Annotated in this window: 18 protein-coding genes; 1 reads left to right on the forward strand and 17 read right to left on the reverse strand. The window is 62.3% G+C overall.

Annotation, left to right across the window (positions count from 1 at the left end):
* The 9 genes from nuoF to putA all read right to left on the reverse strand — a co-directional run bounded on the left by nuoF (nucleotide 1) and on the right by putA (nucleotide 10813).
* Nucleotides 1–1308 carry an NADH-quinone oxidoreductase subunit NuoF gene (nuoF, locus tag JI748_RS06895; RefSeq protein ID WP_201636262.1) on the reverse strand — a complete coding sequence of 436 codons (1308 nt, stop codon included), beginning with the start codon at nucleotides 1306–1308 and terminating at the stop codon, nucleotides 1–3.
* Complete coding sequence (gene nuoE / locus JI748_RS06900) at nucleotides 1308–2639, reverse strand: NADH-quinone oxidoreductase subunit NuoE (RefSeq protein WP_201636264.1); 1332 nt, start codon at nucleotides 2637–2639, stop codon at nucleotides 1308–1310. The genes nuoF and nuoE overlap by 1 nt, the downstream gene beginning before the upstream one ends.
* The gene (locus JI748_RS06905; RefSeq protein ID WP_164533789.1) at nucleotides 2639–3829 is read right to left on the reverse strand and encodes an NADH-quinone oxidoreductase subunit D; all 1191 of its coding nucleotides are present in this window, start codon (nucleotides 3827–3829) and stop codon (nucleotides 2639–2641) included. Before JI748_RS06905 ends, nuoE begins: the two co-directional genes overlap by 1 nt.
* Nucleotides 3829–4446 carry an NADH-quinone oxidoreductase subunit C gene (locus tag JI748_RS06910; protein ID WP_201636266.1) on the reverse strand — a complete coding sequence of 206 codons (618 nt, stop codon included), beginning with the start codon at nucleotides 4444–4446 and terminating at the stop codon, nucleotides 3829–3831. Before JI748_RS06910 ends, JI748_RS06905 begins: the two co-directional genes overlap by 1 nt.
* Nucleotides 4447–4455: 9 nt before the next feature.
* Nucleotides 4456–5037: a NuoB/complex I 20 kDa subunit family protein gene (locus JI748_RS06915; RefSeq protein ID WP_201636268.1), complete on the reverse strand. Its 582-nt coding sequence runs from the start codon at nucleotides 5035–5037 to the stop codon at nucleotides 4456–4458.
* A complete protein-coding gene (locus JI748_RS06920; protein WP_164533787.1) occupies nucleotides 5028–5393 on the reverse strand; it encodes an NADH-quinone oxidoreductase subunit A in 366 nt (121 codons plus the stop codon). The genes JI748_RS06915 and JI748_RS06920 overlap by 10 nt, the downstream gene beginning before the upstream one ends.
* A gap of 308 nt (nucleotides 5394–5701) precedes the next feature.
* Nucleotides 5702–6298 (reverse strand): outer membrane protein, encoded by a 597-nt coding sequence (locus JI748_RS06925; protein ID WP_201636270.1) that lies wholly within the window; start codon nucleotides 6296–6298, stop codon nucleotides 5702–5704.
* 298 nt (nucleotides 6299–6596) lie between these two features.
* Nucleotides 6597–7298 carry a peptide-methionine (S)-S-oxide reductase MsrA gene (msrA, locus tag JI748_RS06930; RefSeq protein ID WP_201636272.1) on the reverse strand — a complete coding sequence of 234 codons (702 nt, stop codon included), beginning with the start codon at nucleotides 7296–7298 and terminating at the stop codon, nucleotides 6597–6599.
* A 134-nt stretch (nucleotides 7299–7432) separates the two neighbouring features.
* Nucleotides 7433–10813 carry a bifunctional proline dehydrogenase/L-glutamate gamma-semialdehyde dehydrogenase PutA gene (gene putA, locus JI748_RS06935; protein ID WP_201636274.1) on the reverse strand — a complete coding sequence of 1127 codons (3381 nt, stop codon included), beginning with the start codon at nucleotides 10811–10813 and terminating at the stop codon, nucleotides 7433–7435.
* Nucleotides 10814–10948: 135 nt separating this feature from the next.
* On the opposite strand from putA, the gene JI748_RS06940 reads away from it, so the two are divergent.
* Complete coding sequence (locus tag JI748_RS06940; protein ID WP_201636276.1) at nucleotides 10949–11422, forward strand: Lrp/AsnC family transcriptional regulator; 474 nt, start codon at nucleotides 10949–10951, stop codon at nucleotides 11420–11422.
* 11 nt (nucleotides 11423–11433) lie between these two features.
* Here the strand turns inward: JI748_RS06940 and JI748_RS06945 are convergent, their stop codons facing one another.
* Genes JI748_RS06945 through JI748_RS06980 form a run of 8 tightly spaced genes read right to left on the reverse strand, consistent with a single transcriptional unit; the run spans nucleotide 11434 to nucleotide 18614 of the window.
* Nucleotides 11434–12162 (reverse strand): LrgB family protein, encoded by a 729-nt coding sequence (locus tag JI748_RS06945; protein ID WP_201636278.1) that lies wholly within the window; start codon nucleotides 12160–12162, stop codon nucleotides 11434–11436.
* Nucleotides 12159–12539: a CidA/LrgA family protein gene (locus tag JI748_RS06950; protein ID WP_201636280.1), complete on the reverse strand. Its 381-nt coding sequence runs from the start codon at nucleotides 12537–12539 to the stop codon at nucleotides 12159–12161. The genes JI748_RS06945 and JI748_RS06950 overlap by 4 nt, the downstream gene beginning before the upstream one ends.
* A 22-nt stretch (nucleotides 12540–12561) precedes the next feature.
* Nucleotides 12562–13797, reverse strand: coding sequence for a metal-dependent hydrolase family protein (locus JI748_RS06955; protein WP_201636282.1), 1236 nt, complete (start codon nucleotides 13795–13797; stop codon nucleotides 12562–12564).
* A 16-nt stretch (nucleotides 13798–13813) separates the two neighbouring features.
* Entirely contained in the window at nucleotides 13814–14788 is a 975-nt protein-coding gene (locus JI748_RS06960) for an ABC transporter ATP-binding protein (RefSeq protein WP_201636284.1), read from the reverse strand.
* Nucleotides 14778–15782 (reverse strand): ABC transporter ATP-binding protein, encoded by a 1005-nt coding sequence (locus tag JI748_RS06965; protein ID WP_201636286.1) that lies wholly within the window; start codon nucleotides 15780–15782, stop codon nucleotides 14778–14780. Before JI748_RS06965 ends, JI748_RS06960 begins: the two co-directional genes overlap by 11 nt.
* 29 nt (nucleotides 15783–15811) lie before the next feature.
* On the reverse strand, nucleotides 15812–16756 hold the full coding sequence (locus tag JI748_RS06970; protein WP_201636288.1) for a succinylglutamate desuccinylase/aspartoacylase family protein: 945 nt from the start codon (nucleotides 16754–16756) through the stop codon (nucleotides 15812–15814).
* A 17-nt stretch (nucleotides 16757–16773) separates the two neighbouring features.
* Complete coding sequence (locus JI748_RS06975) at nucleotides 16774–17628, reverse strand: ABC transporter permease (RefSeq protein WP_201636308.1); 855 nt, start codon at nucleotides 17626–17628, stop codon at nucleotides 16774–16776.
* A gap of 5 nt (nucleotides 17629–17633) precedes the next feature.
* Entirely contained in the window at nucleotides 17634–18614 is a 981-nt protein-coding gene (locus tag JI748_RS06980; RefSeq protein ID WP_201636310.1) for an ABC transporter permease, read from the reverse strand.
* Between the last annotated feature and the right edge of the window lie 22 nt (nucleotides 18615–18636).

The raw sequence follows: 18636 nt of genomic DNA on the forward strand, positions 1-18636 counted from the left end.
CTACTCCGCAGCGATCGACGGCACGGCGCCGTCGCTGGTGGACGAATATGTATACTGGTCGATCCGCTGTTCGATGACGTGGCGGAAGTTGCGGATCAGGCCCTGGATCGGCCATGCCGCAGCGTCGCCGAGGGCGCAGATGGTGTGGCCTTCGATCTGTTTGGTCACTTCAAACAGCATGTCGATTTCGCGCTTCTGGGCACGGCCTTCGACCATGCGCTCCATGACGCGCATCATCCAGCCGGTGCCTTCGCGGCACGGCGTGCACTGGCCGCAGCTTTCGTGCTTGTAGAAGGCCGACAGGCGCCAGATGGCCTTGATGATGTCGGTGGACTTGTCCATGACGATGATCGCCGCGGTGCCCATCGAAGAGCCGACTTCGCGAAGGCCGTCGAAATCATAGACCGCGTTCTGGATCCTTTCGCCCGGCACGCAAGGCACCGACGAACCGCCTGGGATCACGGCAAGGAGGTTATCCCAGCCGCCGCGCACGCCGCCGCAATGCTTATCGATGATGTCCTTGAAGCTTTCGCCCATGGCTTCTTCAAAGGTCGCCGGGCGATTGACGTGGCCGGAGACGCACATGAGCTTGGTGCCAGTATTGTTGGCGCGGCCGATGGAGGCAAACCAGGCGCCGGAGCGGCGCAGGATTTCCGGCACAACGGCGATCGACTCAACGTTGTTGACGGTGGTCGGATTGCCATAAACGCCCATGCCGGCGGGGAATGGCGGCTTGAGGCGCGGCTGACCCTTCTTGCCTTCAAGCGACTCCATCTGCGCGGTTTCTTCGCCGCAGATATAGGCGCCAGCACCATGGTGGACGATGATGTCCAGGTCCCAGCCGTGAATATTGTCCTTGCCGATCAGCTTGGCGTCGTAAGCTTCCTGAACAGCATGCTCGAGATGCTGGCGCTCACGGATGAATTCGCCACGCACATAGATGAAGGCCAGATGCGCATCCATGGCGCGCGCGGCCAGAAGGCAGCCCTCGACCAGATGGTGCGGGTCGTGGCGCATGATCTCGCGATCCTTGCACGTGCCGGGCTCGGACTCGTCGGCATTGACCAACAGATAGTGCGGACGGCCATCGCTGACCTTGGGCATGAAGGTCCACTTGAGCGCGGTCGGGAAACCGGCGCCGCCGCGGCCACGCAGGCCCGAGGCCTTGACCTCGTTGGTGATCCAGTCGCGTCCGGAGTCGATGAACTCCTTGGTGCCAGCCCAGGCGCCGCGTTGCCGCGCGCCAGCCAGCGTCCAGTCGTGCCGGCCGTAGAGGTTGGTGAAGATGCGATCCTTGTCAGCAAGCATCAGCGGGGATCCTTCCCGAATAGGCGGCGATGTTCTTCGATGCCGCCACGCGCCAGCGCCTCGGCCTGGCCGACCCAGTTGTCACGCGAAACGCGACCGCGGAAGTTGAGCGCGGTGTCGAGACGCGTGAGGTCTTCCGCACCGAATTTGGCGATCTGGTCATAGCGGGTGACGCCCAGGGCGTTGAGCTTGGCTTCGATCACCGGACCGACGCCAGAGATGAGCTTGAGATTGTCAGCGGCGCCCTCCGGACGCTCGAAAATCGGCGCAACCGCACCCTTGTCGGCGGTGGGGCTGACTTCCTTGGGATTGGCCTCCGGCGCAACGATCTCGGGCTTTACCGGTTCGGGCGACGTCGAGGTCCCCTCAGCGGCAGGAGACGTCGCCTGCTCCTTGCCGACAGCCTTGCCACCGTCGACCTTGGAGGCATCGGACTCGGCACCGGTGGAGCCTTCACGCATGGCCGTGTTGGGCGTGCCATCAGCCTTGGCGGCGTTGCCCGCGGCTGCACGTGCGCTTTCAGCCTTGGCCTGGCTGACCTTGGCGTCGGCAGGCGTGCCCTTGATCGCGGGAGCGTTCTCCTCGGCCACATCGCGGGGCTTTGCAGCATTGGTTGGCGCCTGCGGAGCAGCGGGCGCTGCAGGAGCCGCAGGAGCAGCGGCCGGTGCAGCGGGAGCTTCCGGGGGCGCTGGCGGCACGAACTTCTCGCGCGTTGCGGTCGGTGTTTCCAGCAGCGTCGTCTCGCCGCCCTCGGGACCCGAGAATTGGCGGTCGATCTGCGGACCCGGCTTGATGCTGGCGCCGTTGCCGGCGTGGAAAGCATCGATGATTTCTTCGAGGCGGGCCGGCGTCAGGTCTTCATAAGTGTCGTGGAAGATCGCAACCATGGGTGCGTTAACGCAAGCGCCGGCACATTCGACTTCTTCCCAGGACAGCGTGCCATCTTCATTGAGATGGTGCGGATCATGGTGGATCTTGCTGCGGCAGACGTTGATCAGGTCTTCGGCGCCGCGCAGCATGCAGGGCGTCGTGCCGCAAACCTGGACGTGGGCGCGCGTGCCCACCGGCTGCAGTTGGAACTGCGTATAGAAGGTCGCCACTTCCAGCACGCGGATATAGGGCATGCCGAGCATTTCGGCGACCTTTTCAATGGTCGCGCGGGTCACCCAGCCGTCCTGATCCTGCGCGCGCATGAGCAGCGGGATCACGGCGGATTGCTGCCGGCCAGCCGGATAAAGCCCGATGCGCTTTTCGGCCCAAGCGGCGTTTTCTGCAGAAAAAGCGAAACTTGCCGGCTGCACCGACTCGTCTGCAAGGCGTCGCACAGTCATCAGCGATCAACCTCTCCGAACACAATATCGATCGATCCGAGGATCGCAGTGACGTCGGCCAGCATGTGCCCCTTGCACAGGTGGTCCATGGCGCTGAGATGGGCAAAGCCCGGCGCACGGATATGGCAGCGATAGGGTTTGTTGGTGCCATCGGACACGAGATAGACGCCGAACTCACCCTTGGGCGCTTCCACGGCGGCATAAATCTCGCCGGCCGGGACCTTGAAGCCTTCGGTGTAAAGCTTGAAGTGATGGATCAGCGCTTCCATCGACTGCTTCATCTCACCGCGCTTGGGCGGAGCGACCTTGCCGTCGAGCGTCGCGATCGGGCCCTTGCCGTCTGGTGCGTTGAGCTTGGCGACGCACTGCTTCATGATTTCGTTGGCCTGGCGCATTTCTTCCATGCGGACCAGGTAGCGATCATAACAGTCGCCGTTCTTGCCGGTCGGAATGTCAAATTCCATTTCGGCATAAGCGTCGTAGGGCTGCGATTTTCTCAAGTCCCAGGCAGCGCCCGATGCGCGCACCATGACGCCGGAGAACCCCCTGCCCCAGGCTTCTTCGAGCGGCACGACGCCAATATCGACATTGCGCTGCTTGAAAATGCGATTGCCGGTCAGCAACTGGTCGATGTCGTCCAGTGCTTTGGGAAACTGGTGGCAGAACGACTCGATGTCGTCGACAAGCGCCTGCGGCAGGTCCTGATGGACGCCACCGGGACGGAAGTAGGCCGCGTGCATGCGGGCGCCGGACGCGCGCTCGTAGAACACCATGAGCTTTTCGCGCTGCTCGAAACCCCAAAGCGGGGGCGTCAGCGCGCCGATGTCCATGGCCTGGGTGGTGACGTTCATCAGGTGTGCCAGAAGGCGCCCGATCTCGGCGTAAAGCACGCGGATCAACTGTGCACGGCGCGGCACCTCGATGCCCAGCATGCGCTCGATAGCGATCGCATAGGCATGTTCCTGATTCATCGGCGCCACGTAATCGAGACGGTCGAAATATGGCAGGCCCTGGAGATAAGTCTTGGCTTCGATCAGCTTCTCGGTGCCGCGATGCAGCAGGCCAATATGCGGATCGACGCGCTCGACAAGCTCGCCATCCAGTTCAAGGATCATGCGCAGCACGCCGTGCGCCGAAGGGTGCACGGGGCCGAAATTGAGAGTGAAGTTGCGAACGTCGACTTCAGCCATCAGTTCTTAGCCTTCTCGTCACCCGGCAGCACGTAGTCCGTACCTTCCCAAGGCGACAGGTAATCGAAAGAGCGGAATTCCTGGGCTAGCGCGACGGGCTCGTAGACCACGCGCCGGCGCTCTTCGTCGTAGCGAACTTCGACAAAGCCGGTCATCGGGAAGTCCTTGCGCAGCGGATGCCCGTCAAAGCCGTAGTCGGTGAGAATCCGGCGCAGATCGGGATGACCCGAAAACAGCACGCCGAAAAGGTCGTAGACTTCGCGCTCGAACCAGTTGGCGCCGGGATAGATGTCGCAAATCGATGGAACCGGCGTCTCGTCATCGGCCTGAAGCTTGACGCGAACGCGCTGGTTCAAGTGCGGGCTCAGGAAATGGTAGACGACGTCGAAGCGGAACTCGCGCGCCGGATAGTCAGCACCGCAAACATCGAGGAAGGCGATGAAGCGGCACTGCGGATCGTCCCGCAGGAAGCGGGCGACCTCGGCAATCGAGTCGCGCTCGATGTTGATCGTGAGGTCACCGAAGGCCACCTCGAAATCAGTGACGGCGCTACCCAGATTGGTGGTGATATGCTCGCCCAGTGCGGTGAGGCGGTCCAGAACTGTGGCCTGATCCATGTCCCTGCCCTAGCGCTCAATGGTGCCGTCGCGGCGGATCTTCTTTTGCAGCAACAGAATGCCGTAAAGAAGCGCTTCAGCGGTCGGCGGGCAGCCCGGGACATAGACGTCCACCGGCAGCACGCGGTCGCAACCGCGAACGACGGAATAGGAATAGTGGTAATAGCCGCCGCCATTGGCGCAGGAGCCCATAGAGATGACGTAGCGCGGCTCGGGCATCTGGTCGTAGACCTTGCGCAGAGCAGGCGCCATCTTGTTGGTCAGCGTGCCGGCCACGATCAGAACGTCGGACTGGCGCGGTGAAGCACGCGGCGCGGCACCGAAGCGCTCGACGTCGTAGCGCGGCATCGACATCTGCATCATTTCGACAGCGCAACAGGCCAAGCCCGTCTGCATCCACATCAGCGAGCCGGTGCGTGCCCAGGTTATGAGCTGCGCCACGGTCGTGACCATGAAGCCTTTGTCGGCAAGCTCATTGTTGACGCCGGTGAAGAACGGATCATCGGCCCCAACCGGCTTGCCGGTTGCAGGATCAAGCGCGCCGGTAGGGCGCGGCGTGACCATAGTTGAAGAAGCGGTGCTCAATCCCATTCGAGAGCTCCCTTACGCCATTCATAGATAAAGCCGATGGTCAGCACGCCGAGGAAGATCATCATCGACCAGAAGCCGAACCAGCCCACATCCCGGAAAGCGACAGCCCAAGGGAACAGGAATGCGACTTCAAGATCGAAGATGATGAAGAGGATGGCGACGAGGTAGAAGCGGACATCGACCTTCATGCGGGCATCGCTGAACGCCTCGAACCCAGCTTCGAAGGCCGAAACCTTTTCGGGATCGGGACGCTTAACGGAAACCAGAAACGGCGCCACTAGCAAAGCCAGGGCGATAACAGCAGCGAGGCCGATAAAGAGGACAATCGGCAGGTAAGCGCTGAGCAAATCGTTCATGCGGCAGCCTAGTTTTCAGACGGCCAGAGCGGCCGATGGGCGTGCGGGAATCGATGCAATTGGGGCATACGAACCGACACGGCGGTGATGGGCAACGGATTAGACCTAAGCATGAGCTGTTTCAAGGGAAAGAAAACATGAGCGAAAACATCATGTAACAAGCTGGCGTGATCGAAGAATGTGCTGCTTCTTAGAGACCTGAACACCGCTCTTGACCATGCCAAAAACCAAAACGGCGGACCGATCGCTCGGTCCGCCGCATTGGGTTGCAAGTAATTGGTGGCGAGCTAACTCGCCACCCTGCAATCTTAGAAGTGGTAGAAAACGCCGACGGTTGCCTTGGCGGTTTCAAAGAAGCGGTCGTTAACGCCGCCATTGTTGAAGTCGCCCTGGCCAACAACTTCACCGCGAACGGTGACAGCGTCGGTTACTGCGAATTCAACACCACCACCGAGCTGGTAGAGGCCAGTGGTACCAACACCGTTGTTGCCGGTCTGAACGCCAACACCACCGAGGGCATAAACGAGAACCGAGTCGGTGACGACTGCGCCAGCGCGGAGGTTCGCGAAGAACTCACCGGTGTCGACGCCGTTGCCCCAGATGTAGTCGCCGGTGACTTCAGCGCCGATCAGGAACGGGTCAGCAACGATGAAGTTCACACCAGCAGCAGCGCCGATAACGCCGTTCGTGACGTTGCCGCCACCGGTAAGGACGTTACCGAAGGTGGTGCCGCCATCCTTGAACTGGCCGCCAACGCGAGCACCGACGTAGAAACCGTCCCAATCGAAGCCGTACGATTCCATGATCGGCTGCGGGGTGGTCGGGATGATGAGGTCAGCGGCCTGAGCGCCACCAACCATAAGAGCAGCGGCGGAAACGCCGATAGCCAAAGAACGTACAAACATGCTTGCACTCCCAATAGAGTTAACCGTAGTCGAGCCGATAGATGCCTCAAGCACCTGCGCCTGACAAGAGTGTCAAACGCCAAATTGGGCAGTTCGGCTAATGCACGATGACCATTTGGGGGTACCTGTTGCAGGAATGTCCCGCAATTGGTTCATTTTGAAACAAATGCCGCCTGAAACATGGCTTTGGTGGGTTGATCTGGGGGATTTCCAGAGGGTCAGCCATAGGGCGAGTCGGTTTCGCCAGGACTCGACTACCAAAGAAACAGGCCGCAAGCTTGGCTTGCGGCCCCGGGTGTCATGCCGCCGGAAGGGTTCCCACCAGGACAGGGTCCGATTGGAATCGATCTGGGAAGATCTGCTCAAGGGCTGCAATCTTGGGCAGGTCGTGCACCACGATGTACGGCCAGTCAGGATTAAGAGTCAGAAAGTCCTGGTGGTACTGCTCGGCCGGATAGAAGGCCTTGAACTGCTCCAGCGTCGTAACGATCGGGCCTTCGAAAAGCCCCGTCGCATCCAGCTGTGCGATGTAGGCCTTGGCTACCGCCTCCTGGTCCGGATTGGAGACGAATATGGTCGAACGATACTGAGTGCCATGATCCGGACCCTGGTAATTCAGCTGGGTCGGGTTGTGAGCCACCGAGAAATAGATCTGCAACAGCTCACCGAAACTGATTTGGCTAGGATCGTAGGTGACTTCAACCGTCTCCGCATGACCTGTATCGCCCCGGCTCGTGCGGTCATAGGTGGCGGTGTCCGCTTCGCCACCGGAATAACCCGACACGGCGCTTTTTACGCCTTTGACGCGCTGGAAGACGCCCTGGACACCCCAGAAGCAGCCGCCGGCGAGAACTGCAACAGCAGTCGTCCCGGTTTCGGTGAGATCCTGCTCAGGCGCCGGGATAACCACCGGAGCTTCTTGTGCTGATGTTGGCAGAAGACCGCCGATGAGCGGCAAGGCGGCAAGGCCGAGAAGAAGGGAACGGCGGCGTATGGGCATGGTGACCTCACGATAAGAGTTGCTGGCAATCTATTCGCCTGCTGTTCTCCAGAGGTTACAACGCGCAGAGCTCCATCGACATGCGGCGAGTATTCTTACTTTCCCGCAGTTAGAGACCATTCCGGATCACAACCTTAGCCAGCTTGGGACATCAAGCTGGCATTGCCGCCTGCTGCGGTCGTGTCGATGCAAACATGGCGTTCCAGCAGGAGCAGGCCGGTCTGGTCGGCCGAGGTCAGTAGCGGCACGATTGCACCAGGCCGCGCGGCCAGCTGCGAACGTACGGTACCGAGCCCCGCCCCATGCCCAAAATAGGCCACGGCATCGAAGTCGCCATCGAGCTCTCCGCGATCATGACTGGCGATGATTGCCCTGCTTCCAACCTGCGCTGCCATCGCGGCCTGTGCTTGCTGATCTGCGACCGCGGGCCCCAGGCACAAAAGCGTGCCGCGCGGACTCATCTGCAAGACGTTGCTTTCTCCCGTGGGGCCGGGAAGCGTCAGTGGTGCCGTGTCGGCGCAGTGCGAGATCCTGGTAAACCGCGGCAGATAATGCGGTCCGCCAGCCTTCGGTCCGGTTCCTGAAAAGCCTTCGCCTCCGAAGGGCTGCGAGCCAACGACAGCGCCAATCTGATTGCGGTTCACATAGATATTGCCGGCGCGAACGCTTTTGGACACCTGCCGCACGCGAGAGGAAATGCGTGTGTGCAGACCGAAGGTTAGCCCGTAGCCGCTCCCGTTGATTGCTGCGATGACCTTGTCAAGCTCGGCAGCCTTGAATGTTGCGACATGAAGCACCGGCCCGAAGATTTCTTCGGTCAGTTCCTCGATGCCTGTGATGCGCAGAACGGCCGGGGCAACGAAGGTGCCCTCCCCCGGCCCTGCCAGTCGATGGATCAACTTGCCGGCACGCGCATAGCTGTCGACATGAGCGGAAATCTTGGCCCGCGCTGCTTCGTCAATAACCGGGCCGATGTCGGTCGCGAGGTCCCATGGATTGCCGAGGCGCAGCTCATCCATGGCGCCTTTCAGCATCTCGATGGTGCGGTCGGCTGCATCCTCCTGCACATAGAGCACCCGCAAGGCTGAACAGCGCTGGCCCGCCGACTGGAACGCTGAGGCGAGGATATCGCGCACTGCCTGCTCCGGCAGTGCCGTCGAGTCGACGATCATGGCATTGAGACCACCCGTTTCGGCGATCAGCGGCGCGGTGGGGGCGAGGTTAGCCGCCATTGCTCGATCGATACTGTGCGCAGTGGGCAGCGAGCCGGTAAAGACCACGCCGGCGATTGCCGGATCGGACACCAGGGCCGCCCCGATTTCACCACCTCCGGGCAAGAGCTGCACCGCATCGGGTGCGATGCCCGCCTCATGCATCAACTGCACAGCGCGGGTGGCGATCAGCGGCGTCTGCGGCGCCGGCTTGGCGAGCACGGCATTGCCTGCGACGAGAGCCGCGGCAATCTGGCCCGTGAAGATCGCCAAGGGGAAATTCCACGGTGAGACTGCAACGATAACACCGAGCGGCGCGTCCAGGGTCTGCCGTTTCGCTTCCTCCGCATAATAGCGCAGGAAATCGACAGCTTCGCGGACTTCGGCCACTGCGTCGGCCCAAGTCTTGCCGGCCTCGCGTGCGAGGAGGGCAAACAGCTCCGCTCGGTTCGCCTCGTAAAGATTAGCAGTCGCACGCAGCAGCGCTACACGATCGGCAACCGGCACTTGTGCCCAGCCGGATGTCACAGCAGCGCCAATGGCCAGCTTCACATCATTGGGGGTGGCATTAATGACTGTGCCGAGCCGATCGCTGGGTTGGGCCGGGTTGGTCACCGGAACAGGATCGCCGGTTATCGCTGCAGGCCGGCCCAACAAAGGCCGGGCTTGCCATTGCGCCGTTTGGAACGCGTTTCGCGCCGCGTGCACTGCGCCGAACGCCACGGGATCGGTCAGGTCAAGTCCTGCCGAATTGCGCCGGGGTGCAAAGATCGCGGAAGGTGCCGGGATTGCGGTATTGGCGATCTTGTCACCCAAAGCCAACACCTTGCCGATCGGGTCTTCAGCAACGACCGCGGCCGGGATGTGCTCGTCGGCGATTTGATAGACGAAGGATCCGTTCGCCCCATTTTCGAGCAGCCGCCGGACCAGATAGGCCAGCAGGTCCTTGTGCGCTCCGACCGGCGCGTAGATCCGGGTGCGTGTTCCCGCCGTGGTGCGCAATACATCGTGCAACCGCTCGCCCATGCCGTGGAGGCGCTGGAACTCATATGTATCGGTCGCCCGTCCGGCTTCCTTGGCCAGGTGCAGAACGGCGGCGGCAGTATGCGCGTTGTGCGAGGCATATTGCGGATAGATGCTGGGTGATGCGAAGAGGCGCCGCGCGGCAGCGAGATAGCTGATGTCGGTCGAAGCCTTGCGGGTGAAGACTGGATAATTATCCAGCCCCATGACCTGCGCACGCTTGATCTCGGCATCCCAATAGGCACCCTTGACCAGCCGCACCATGATGCGGCGGCCGAGCGCGCTGGCAGTTGCCTCCAGCGAGTCGATCAGCGGCAGAACGCGCTTGCCATAGGCCTGCACCACGACGCCAAAGCCGTCCCAGCCGGCCAGTTCGGGCGTCGCCAGAACCTCGGCGATGATGTCGAGCGAGAGATCGAGCCGGTCGGCCTCTTCGGCATCGATGTTGAAACCCATATTGGCATTCTTTGCGGCGATAGCGAGTTGCCGCGTCGCCCCGACCAGCTCGGTCATGACCCGATCGCGCTGAGCAAATTCATAGCGAGGATGCAGCGCCGAGAGCTTGATCGAAATGCCTGGATTGTCGCGCACGGAAGGCGCGGTGCAATGGGGCGCCAACCGGGCAATGGCCGAGGCATAGGCGTCGAGGTAACGCGCGGCGTCTTCGGACGTCCGCGCGGCCTCGCCCAGCATGTCATAGGAATAACGGTAGCCCTGCGCTTCAGGCTTACGCGCGTTGGCAATGGCTTCGTCGATGGTGCGGCCGAAAACGAACTGGCTACCGAGGAGGCGCATGGCCTGCGCCACGGCGGCGCGAATGACGGGCTCACCCAGCCGCGCAACGGCGCGATGCAGCGCGTTCTTGGGACCGACTTCAGGCTCGCCCAGAACGTCTGCCGTCAGGTTCAGCGCCCAGGAAGAAAAATTGACCAGCCCGCTGGATGAGCCACCGAAATGGCTCTCCCAATCGAGACCACCCACCTTGTCCTGGATAAGAGCGTCGACTGTTTGGGCGTCGGGCACGCGGAGCAGCGCCTCGGCCAGGGACATCAGCGCCACGCCTTCGTCTGTCGCCAGGCCATACTCGGCCAGAAAGGACTCCATCAAACCCAGCCTATTGCCTCTCCGCACCGTTTCCACCAGCTTTTCAGCGTGGGTGGAGATGGCAGCCCGATCGGCCTCGGAGAGGCCGCAGTCAGCGATGAGCTGGCGCACCAGGCTGGACTCATCGGCAAGATTTTGCGCGCGAATGGCGCGGCGGGCGGAGGCGGTGTCGGACAAGGGAAGGCTCCATGGCGTGACGCTACGGTCACATCAGCAATGCCAGAAACAGAACAGACGTTTTGCCTGAAGTTGTCGCCGAGAACGCCATCTCAGGTTAGAGTTGGAGCACTCGACAAGACAAAAGCCTACGAAATGACCAAGAGCGACACTTTAGACCTCCTTGACAGACGTATCCTCAACGAGCTTGCCCGCGATGGACGGATCAGCGTGGCTGAACTCAGCCGGCGCGTGAACCTGAGCAAAACGCCCTGCCAGGCGCGTATCACCCGTCTGGAACAGGCGGGCTATATTCTGGGCTACAGGGCGATCATTGATCCCGAGCGCCTGGGCAGGCCGCATGTTGCTTTTGTGGAGGTCAAGCTCAGCGACACTCGGAAGGCGGCGTTGAGCGCTTTCAACAAGGCGGTACGAGCAATTCCCGAAGTCGAGCAGGCACATATGATTGCGTCGAGTTTCGACTACCTCCTCAAGGTGCGCACGCAAGACATTGCCGAGTACCGGGAAGTGCTCGGCGAAAAGATCAGCAGCTTGCCCCATGTGGCGCATACCAGCACCCATGTGTCCATGGAGTCGGTCAAAGGTGACCGGGGTCAGGGCGGCTCGTAGACCTTCGCAGGTCACGCGCCCGCGAGAGGGCCGTAAACCAGCGGAACGATGATCGCGGTGACGACGCCGTTGAGCGCCATGGCGAGGCCAGCGAACGACCCGGCGATTGGGTTCACTTGATAGGCGCGTGCCGTACCAATGCCATGCGAGGTGAGGCCCGCAGCAAAGCCCCGCGCTGCATAGTCGGTGATCTTGAGCGCGTTCATGAGCGGCGTGACGATGACCGCGCCCAGAATGCCCGTAGCGATGACGAGAACGGCAGTCAGGGCAGGTTCGGCGCCGATTTCACCCGCGATGCCAACGGCAATACCGGCGGTCACCGATTTGGGGACGAGAGCGAGGATGATCTCGCGGCCGGCGCCGAGCAGAAAGGCGATCATCGTGGCAGAGGCGATAGCGAACGGTGCCCCGATGGCGAGGGCCGCCAGGATCGGCAAGGCTTTTGCCCGTACAAGCTGACGAGCGCGATAAAGCGGCACGGCAAGCGCGACTGTGGCCGGACCCAGGATGAAGTGAATGAACTGGGCGCCGTCGAAATAGGTGTCATAGCGTGTGCCGGTCAGCTGCAGCACGATGACGACGGCGACAATGGTGATCAGCACCGGATTGACCAGGGCATGAAAGCCGCTGGCCTTTGCGAGCCGCTGGGCGCCCACGAAGATGCCGACGGTTAAGGTGAGCCAGAGCAGTGGGCTGGCGGCGAGATAGACCCAAAGGTCGAAGGGCGTTGCTGCATTCATGGCAATGCCCGGCGACTGGACTGCAACCGGCTGACGAGGCGGAAGACGCCGACCGTCACCAGCAGCGTCATTACGGTCGAGACCACGAGGGCAACAATCAGCGCAAGACCGTGGTCGAGGATCAGGCTGTGGTGCTGGGAAATGCCGACGCCGGCCGGTACGAAGACGAGGCCTAGATTGGCCAGCAGTGTGTCGGCGACTTTGGCAATGGGACCCTGCTCGGCCGCTTCAGGCTTTCGGAGATGACCATGAAGGGTCAGCACGGCGAACATCAGGACGATGCCGATCACCGGCCCCGGCACGGGCCAGGCGAAGGCGCGAACGATGACCTCGCCGGCAAGCTGGCAGGCCAGCAGAGCGAACAATCCAAGCAGCATGGTGTCTCACCGGGTCGGAAGATCAGTGCAGCTGGTTCTTGGCAAACTGGCCGCGGGTCATGATGGCGGCCATGTGAGCGCCGTCGCCCTGCAGCACGGAGATGTCCTCGAACGGGTCGCCATCGACCACGAGAAGGTCGGCGGAGGCGTTGGCGGCAATGACGCCAGCCTCGCCTTCGAGCTGGCACAGCCGCGCGCCGATGGTCGTGGCAGAGCGGATGATTTCGGCATTGGTGAGCACCTTGGCAAGGAGCTCGAATTCCATGCAGTGATACTTGCGCAATTGGCCCAAGAGGTCTGAGCCGAAGGCCATCGGCAGTCCGGCATCGCGCATGATCTCGAGCGAGCGCAGGCCGCCGCTGCGGACGACGTCGATCTTGGCAAACTCGGCAGCGCCCAGACCCAGCGCCTCGCCCTCGAGCGCCAGCGCGTCATAGGCGACAAGCGTCGGCACCGCGATGCAGCCCTTTTCGGCAGCAAGCTTTGCCGTTTCCGGCTCGATCAGGTTGCAATGTTCGAGGGAATGGACGCCCAGCTCGACGCAGCGGCGGATGGCCTTGTCGGTATAGACATGGGCGGCGACATAGAGCCCGGCGTTTTCGGCCTCTTCCACCATGGCGAGAATTTCCTCGCGCGAATACTGGATCGAATGGATGGGATCGTTGGGCGACGACACGCCGCCATTGGCCATGACCTTGATGAAATTGGCGCCTTCCTTGATCATCGTGCGGCAGGCGGCGCGGACATTGTCGACGCCATCGACGATGAGGCCCATTGAGCCCAAACGGTCCGAGAAGATGCCCGGCCGGTCATCGGTGCGCGAGCGCAGGTCGGCATGGCCGCCGGTCGTGGTCAGGCCCTTGCCGCAGATGACGATACGCGGGCCGGTGATCACGCCCTCGTTGACGGCGCGCACCAGGCCGTAATCGGCGCCACCCAGGTCGCGCAGCGTGGTAAAGCCGCGGAGCAGCGCCTCGTTCATCACCCGCGCCGAGCGCAGGGCCGCGAGCGAAGCGGGCGCCGTCATGTTGCCCCAAAGGTCGAGCGTTTCGGCAACGACGTGAACGTGACAGTCGATGAGACCGGGCATGATCGTGCGGCCGCCAACATCGATGGTCGTGGCACCGGCGGGGGCCGCGATGTTTTCCCCAACGGCCACGATCCGGTCGCCGGTCACCAGCACATCGAGGCCGTCGGCCAGAGTGCCCTGCTCTGCGTCAAGCACGCGGCCGCCGGTAAATAGAGTGCTGGTCGTCATCAAAAGTTCTCCAAACCTAGCGGTGGTGGCACGCCACCAATTGCCCTTCCGGCCGCGCCGTCAATGCCGGCTCAACCGTCTTGCACACTTCGGTGGCCAGGGGGCAGCGCGTGTGGAACGGGCAACCGGAGGGTTTGCGCGTGGCGCTCGGGATATCATCGTTGGTGGCGCTGAATTGATGGCGCTTGCGCGGATCGTGCGAGGGCGCCGAGCGCATCAAGAGCTCGGTATAGGGATGGGTTGGGTGCCCGAAGATCAGCGTCTTGGGCGCGATCTCGACGATTTTGCCCAGATACATGACGGCGACGCGATGCGAGATGAATTCGACCACGCCAAGGTCATGCGAGATGGAGAGAAACGAGACGCCGAGGTCACGCTGCAGATCGCTCAAGAGATTGAGGATCTGCGCCTGCACCGACACGTCGAGCGCCGAAACCGGCTCGTCGCAGACGATGACATCGGGGTTGAGCGCTAGGGCCCGCGCGATCCCAATGCGCTGGCGCTGGCCGCCGGAAAACTGGTGCGCAAAATTGTCGGCCTGGTCGGGGCGCAGGCCCACGCGCTGCATCAGCTCGGCGACGCGATCGTCACGCTCGGCCTTGGTGCCCACCTTGTGGATATCGAGCGGCGCGCGAATGATGTCTTTCACGCGCTGACGGGGGTTGAGCGACGAGAACGGGTCCTGGAAAACGATCTGCATGCGGCGGCGATAGCTTTTCAGCGCCGAGCGGTTGAAGCCCCGGATCTCTTGTCCATCGAAATTGACCGTCCCGCCGGTTGGCTTGACCAACCCCATCAGCGCCAGGCCGGTCGTCGACTTGCCGCAGCCGCTCTCGCCCACAAGGCTCAGCGTTTCGCCGCGATTGAGCGAAAAACTCACGCCATCGACAGCTTTGACGGCGCCGACCTGGCGCTGCAATACACCGGCGCGAATGGGGAAATGGACTTCGAGATTGTCGACGCTGAGGAGCGGCGTGGCGTCAGGCTGCATTGTCGTGCTCCCAGCAAGCGGCCCAGTGGCCGGGGCGTTTTTCCTGGAACGGCGGGCGCTCCTCGAGGCAGCGGGCCGAGGCACCCGGGCATCTTGGCGCGAAGGCGCAGCCCTTCGGCAGGTCCCAGAGCGGCGGCACGGTGCCGGAAATATCGGCGAGGCGATCGCCGGCCTGGCTCGAGGCGCCGCCCTGCGGCACCGCACCCATGAGGCCGATCGTATAGGGGTGGAAGGGCCGGTCGAAGAGGTCGAAGATGCTGGCCTCTTCAACCTTGCGGCCGGCATACATGACGATCACCCGATCGGCGACCTCGGAGACGACGCCCAGATCGTGGGTGATGAGGATTTGCGCCGTACCGAGGCGCTTTTGCAGGTCCGAAATCAAGCCAAGGATTTGGGCCTGGATGGTAACGTCGAGAGCGGTGGTCGGCTCGTCGGCGATGATGATCTTGGGATCGCAGGCCAGCGCCAAAGCGATCATGGCGCGCTGCCGCATGCCGCCCGAAAGTTCGTGCGGGAACTGCCCGGCGCGGCGCTCGGGGTCCGGCATCTGCACCAGCTGCAGCGTCTCGACCGCCTTGGCGTGGGCTTCCTTGCGAGAGCATTTGCGGTGCTGGCGGACGGCTTCGGCAATCTGTTCGCCGATGCGCAGCACGGGATTGAGCGCCGTTAGCGGCTCCTGGAAGATCATGGCGATCTTTTCGCCGCGATAATCTTCGACCTGCCGCTCGCTCATGGCCATAAAGTCCTGGCCATCGATGAGGATCTTGCCAGAAGCCACCTTAGCCGCATCCGGAAGGAGGCGCAGCAGCGCAAGCGCGGTCATGGACTTGCCGCAACCGCTTTCCCCCACGATGCAGAGCGTTTCGCCCGCACGCACATGAAGGTTCATTTCGGAGACAACAGCAAAGCTTCCCTGGCCGCCATTGATCTCGATCTCAAGATCGGTGACCTGCAGCACGGGAGCCTGATCGTTTTGTACAATGGCGTTCATCGCTATTGTCTCCTTGTCCTGGTGCCCGTTCAGTCGGTGGCGCCGTCGAGATTGCCGACCATGTAGGCATAGTCGCCGCTCTGGACGACGTTGCGGGTGAGGTGCTGCATGATCATGATGCCGTTCGCGAACGGGGTCTTGATCTCTTCGAGCACTTCGAAATTGTAAGGGCTGACGACGCGGCCGAGCAGTTGATCGCCGGTGATGGTTTCCCCGTTTGCGGGAGCCAGCGTTTCGATGAAACCGCCCTGGGTGGGTCGAATACCTGCCAGCTCGGTGACGACGATCTGCTTGGGATTGGGCGTGACTTCACCCGGGATGACGCCCTTGCTGCGAAGCATATTGAGCACGCCGTCGACCGTGCGCTTGATATAGGGGGTCTGGTCGACGATGCCGCCGCCGAGCTCGATGACGGCGACCGGAATGTTGCGGGTATCGATGGTCACCGACTTGGTGGTGCCACCGAAAACGGTGCCCTGCTTGTTCTCGACCGGACGGTACAGCACCTTAGAGCCGAAGGCGCGCGACAGTTCTTCGTCGTTCCAGATGTAGACATAGTCGACGGTCGGCCGATCGGTGCCGCTGTGCAGATCGATGTGGATATCGATGACGTTGAGATACTGCTCGGTCAGGGCATGGGCGAGCTGCTGGCTATAGGTGCCCTTGGGGTTGCCGGGAAACTGGCGATTGAGGTCGACCTTGTCGATGGTCGCATAGCGCTCGTTGACGGCGAAGGCGGACGGGTTGGCCACCGGCAGCAGCAGGATGCGACCCTTGAGCGGCATGTCCTTGAGGATGTGGAAGAGCTCGAGGATGGCCTGCGAACCGGTATTTTCATTGCCATGGATGGAGGCCGAGATGCCGACGGTCGGGCCCGGTTCCTCGCCGACCAGCTCGTGGATGAAGAGCACCGCATCGCTGCCATCGGCATTGGTGGTGAACTTGGGACGGAGCTGGTTGATGGTTTTGACCATGCGAATATTCCTTGGTGTTATTTGGCCTTGGAGGCCTTGGCCCCGCCGCGTGAAAGCTGGCGTGGATCGAGAACGTCCCTGAGCCCGTCGCCCAGGAGATTGAAGCCGAGCACGGTGATCATGATGGTCGCGCCCGAAATGATGGAAAGCCACGGCGCGTCGCGCATGAACTTGGTGCCATAGGCCAGGGTCCAGCCCCAGGTCGGGGTCGGCGGCGGCAGGCCGAAGCCGAGAAAGCTCAGGGCCGACTCCGAGATGATAGCCGTGCCCAGACCGAGCGAGGCCAGAACGATGATCGGGCCCAGGGCATTGGGCAGAATTTCGCGGAACAGGATGCGCAACGGACTAGCGCCCAGGGCGCGTGCGGCCTGCACATAATTCTGCTCGCGCAGCACCAAGGTGGTGGAGCGCACGACACGGGCATATTCGGTCCAGGCCACGACAATGATGGCAAAGGACACGTTGAGCACGCCCGGCCCGAGCACAGCGACGATGGCCAGGGCAAGCACGATGGCCGGAAAGCCGAGGAAGACATCAGTGATGCGCATCAGCAGCTGGTCGACCCAACCGCCGAAATAGCCAGCGGCGAGACCGACCACGGTGCCGATTAGGGCCGAGCAAACGACCGAAATGACGGCGATGGTTAACGAAATGCGGGCACCGAAAACGAGGCGGGACCAGAGGTCGCGACCGAAATTGTCGGTGCCGAGAATGTGCTCCAAGGTCGGGCCTTCGAAGCGGTTGCGCATATCCATCTGCTCGACGCCATGGGTGGCGACATAGGGCGCGAAAACGGCGCAGAAGATGATGGCGAGCGTGATGAAAAGGCCAAGGACCAACGAGGTGTTGCGGAGCGCTTTTGGGAGCTGCATGAGGATCACCCGAGCCGGATGCGCGGATCGACCGCGGCGTAAAGAAGGTCGACCACCAGATTGACCAGGGCGTAGACGATGGCGAAGGTCAAAACGATGCCCTGGATCAGCGGCAGGTCGCGCTGCGAAATGGCGGCGATCGTCAGCTGGCCGAGGCCGGGCCAGGCAAAGATGGATTCGGTGATTACCGCGCCACCCAAAAGCGCGCCGAAGCGCAGGCCGATGACGCTCAAGACCGGCAGCAGCGCATTGCGCAGCGCGTGGCGCACCACCACCCGGCCCTTGCGCAGACCCTTGGCATAGGCGGTGCGGACGAAGTCCTCGCGCAGCACTTCGAGCATGGAGGCGCGCACGAGGCGGGAGATGATGGCGGCCGAGTTGGCGGCAAGCGCCAGCGCCGGGAGGGCCATATGGGTCAGCGAGTCCCACAAGACCTGCGGGCGACCGGTCAGGGCGGCAAACAGTGCCTCATGCAGCGGGACGCCGCGTCCGATGGCCGGCAGCCAACCCAGCTGTACCGCGAAGAGCAGCATCAGCAGCAGGCCCAGCCAGTAAACCGGCATGGAAACGCCGATCTGCGCAAAAAGCATGGTGATCGTATCGATCCACGACCCCTGCCGGATGGCCGCGAGAACGCCGAGGGTCAGCCCGATGAGGGTCGCAAGGATCAACGCAACCACGGCAAGTTCGATCGTCGCGCCTAGACGGCCGGCAATAATTGTGGCGACCGGCTGGTTCTGGAAGATCGAACGGCCCATGTCGCCTTGCAGGAGCGCAGCGAAATAGTCCCAGAGGCGGATGAACCAGGGATCGTTGAGCCTCAGCGTATTGCGCAGATTGGTGATGGCCTCCGGCGTCGCGTCCTGGCCGAGCAGCACCGCAGCAGGATCGCCGGGGATCAGCAGCAGCAGGCCAAAGGTGACCACGACCATGCCGATGGCCATGGGGATCAGCAGCAACAGCCGGCGAACGACATAGGCTAGCATGGCGGTCCCTCGAGAAGGTGGT

It is taken from the genome of Devosia rhizoryzae, from assembly GCF_016698665.1.
GTDB classification, from domain to species: domain Bacteria; phylum Pseudomonadota; class Alphaproteobacteria; order Rhizobiales; family Devosiaceae; genus Devosia; species Devosia rhizoryzae.

Coding starts and splice junctions, on each gene's coding strand:
- nuoF (WP_201636262.1), bottom strand. CDS start 1,308: ATGCTTGCTGACAAGGATCGCATCTTCACCAACCTCTACGGCCGGCAC.
- nuoE (WP_201636264.1), bottom strand. CDS start 2,639: ATGACTGTGCGACGCCTTGCAGACGAGTCGGTGCAGCCGGCAAGTTTC.
- JI748_RS06905 (WP_164533789.1), bottom strand. CDS start 3,829: ATGGCTGAAGTCGACGTTCGCAACTTCACTCTCAATTTCGGCCCCGTG.
- JI748_RS06910 (WP_201636266.1), bottom strand. CDS start 4,446: ATGGATCAGGCCACAGTTCTGGACCGCCTCACCGCACTGGGCGAGCAT.
- JI748_RS06915 (WP_201636268.1), bottom strand. CDS start 5,037: ATGGGATTGAGCACCGCTTCTTCAACTATGGTCACGCCGCGCCCTACC.
- JI748_RS06920 (WP_164533787.1), bottom strand. CDS start 5,393: ATGAACGATTTGCTCAGCGCTTACCTGCCGATTGTCCTCTTTATCGGC.
- JI748_RS06925 (WP_201636270.1), bottom strand. CDS start 6,298: ATGTTTGTACGTTCTTTGGCTATCGGCGTTTCCGCCGCTGCTCTTATG.
- msrA (WP_201636272.1), bottom strand. CDS start 7,298: ATGCCCATACGCCGCCGTTCCCTTCTTCTCGGCCTTGCCGCCTTGCCG.
- JI748_RS06940 (WP_201636276.1), top strand. CDS start 10,949: ATGACCAAGAGCGACACTTTAGACCTCCTTGACAGACGTATCCTCAAC.
- JI748_RS06945 (WP_201636278.1), bottom strand. CDS start 12,162: ATGAATGCAGCAACGCCCTTCGACCTTTGGGTCTATCTCGCCGCCAGC.
- JI748_RS06950 (WP_201636280.1), bottom strand. CDS start 12,539: ATGCTGCTTGGATTGTTCGCTCTGCTGGCCTGCCAGCTTGCCGGCGAG.
- JI748_RS06955 (WP_201636282.1), bottom strand. CDS start 13,797: ATGACGACCAGCACTCTATTTACCGGCGGCCGCGTGCTTGACGCAGAG.
- JI748_RS06960 (WP_201636284.1), bottom strand. CDS start 14,788: ATGCAGCCTGACGCCACGCCGCTCCTCAGCGTCGACAATCTCGAAGTC.
- JI748_RS06965 (WP_201636286.1), bottom strand. CDS start 15,782: ATGAACGCCATTGTACAAAACGATCAGGCTCCCGTGCTGCAGGTCACC.
- JI748_RS06970 (WP_201636288.1), bottom strand. CDS start 16,756: ATGGTCAAAACCATCAACCAGCTCCGTCCCAAGTTCACCACCAATGCC.
- JI748_RS06975 (WP_201636308.1), bottom strand. CDS start 17,628: ATGCAGCTCCCAAAAGCGCTCCGCAACACCTCGTTGGTCCTTGGCCTT.
- JI748_RS06980 (WP_201636310.1), bottom strand. CDS start 18,614: ATGCTAGCCTATGTCGTTCGCCGGCTGTTGCTGCTGATCCCCATGGCC.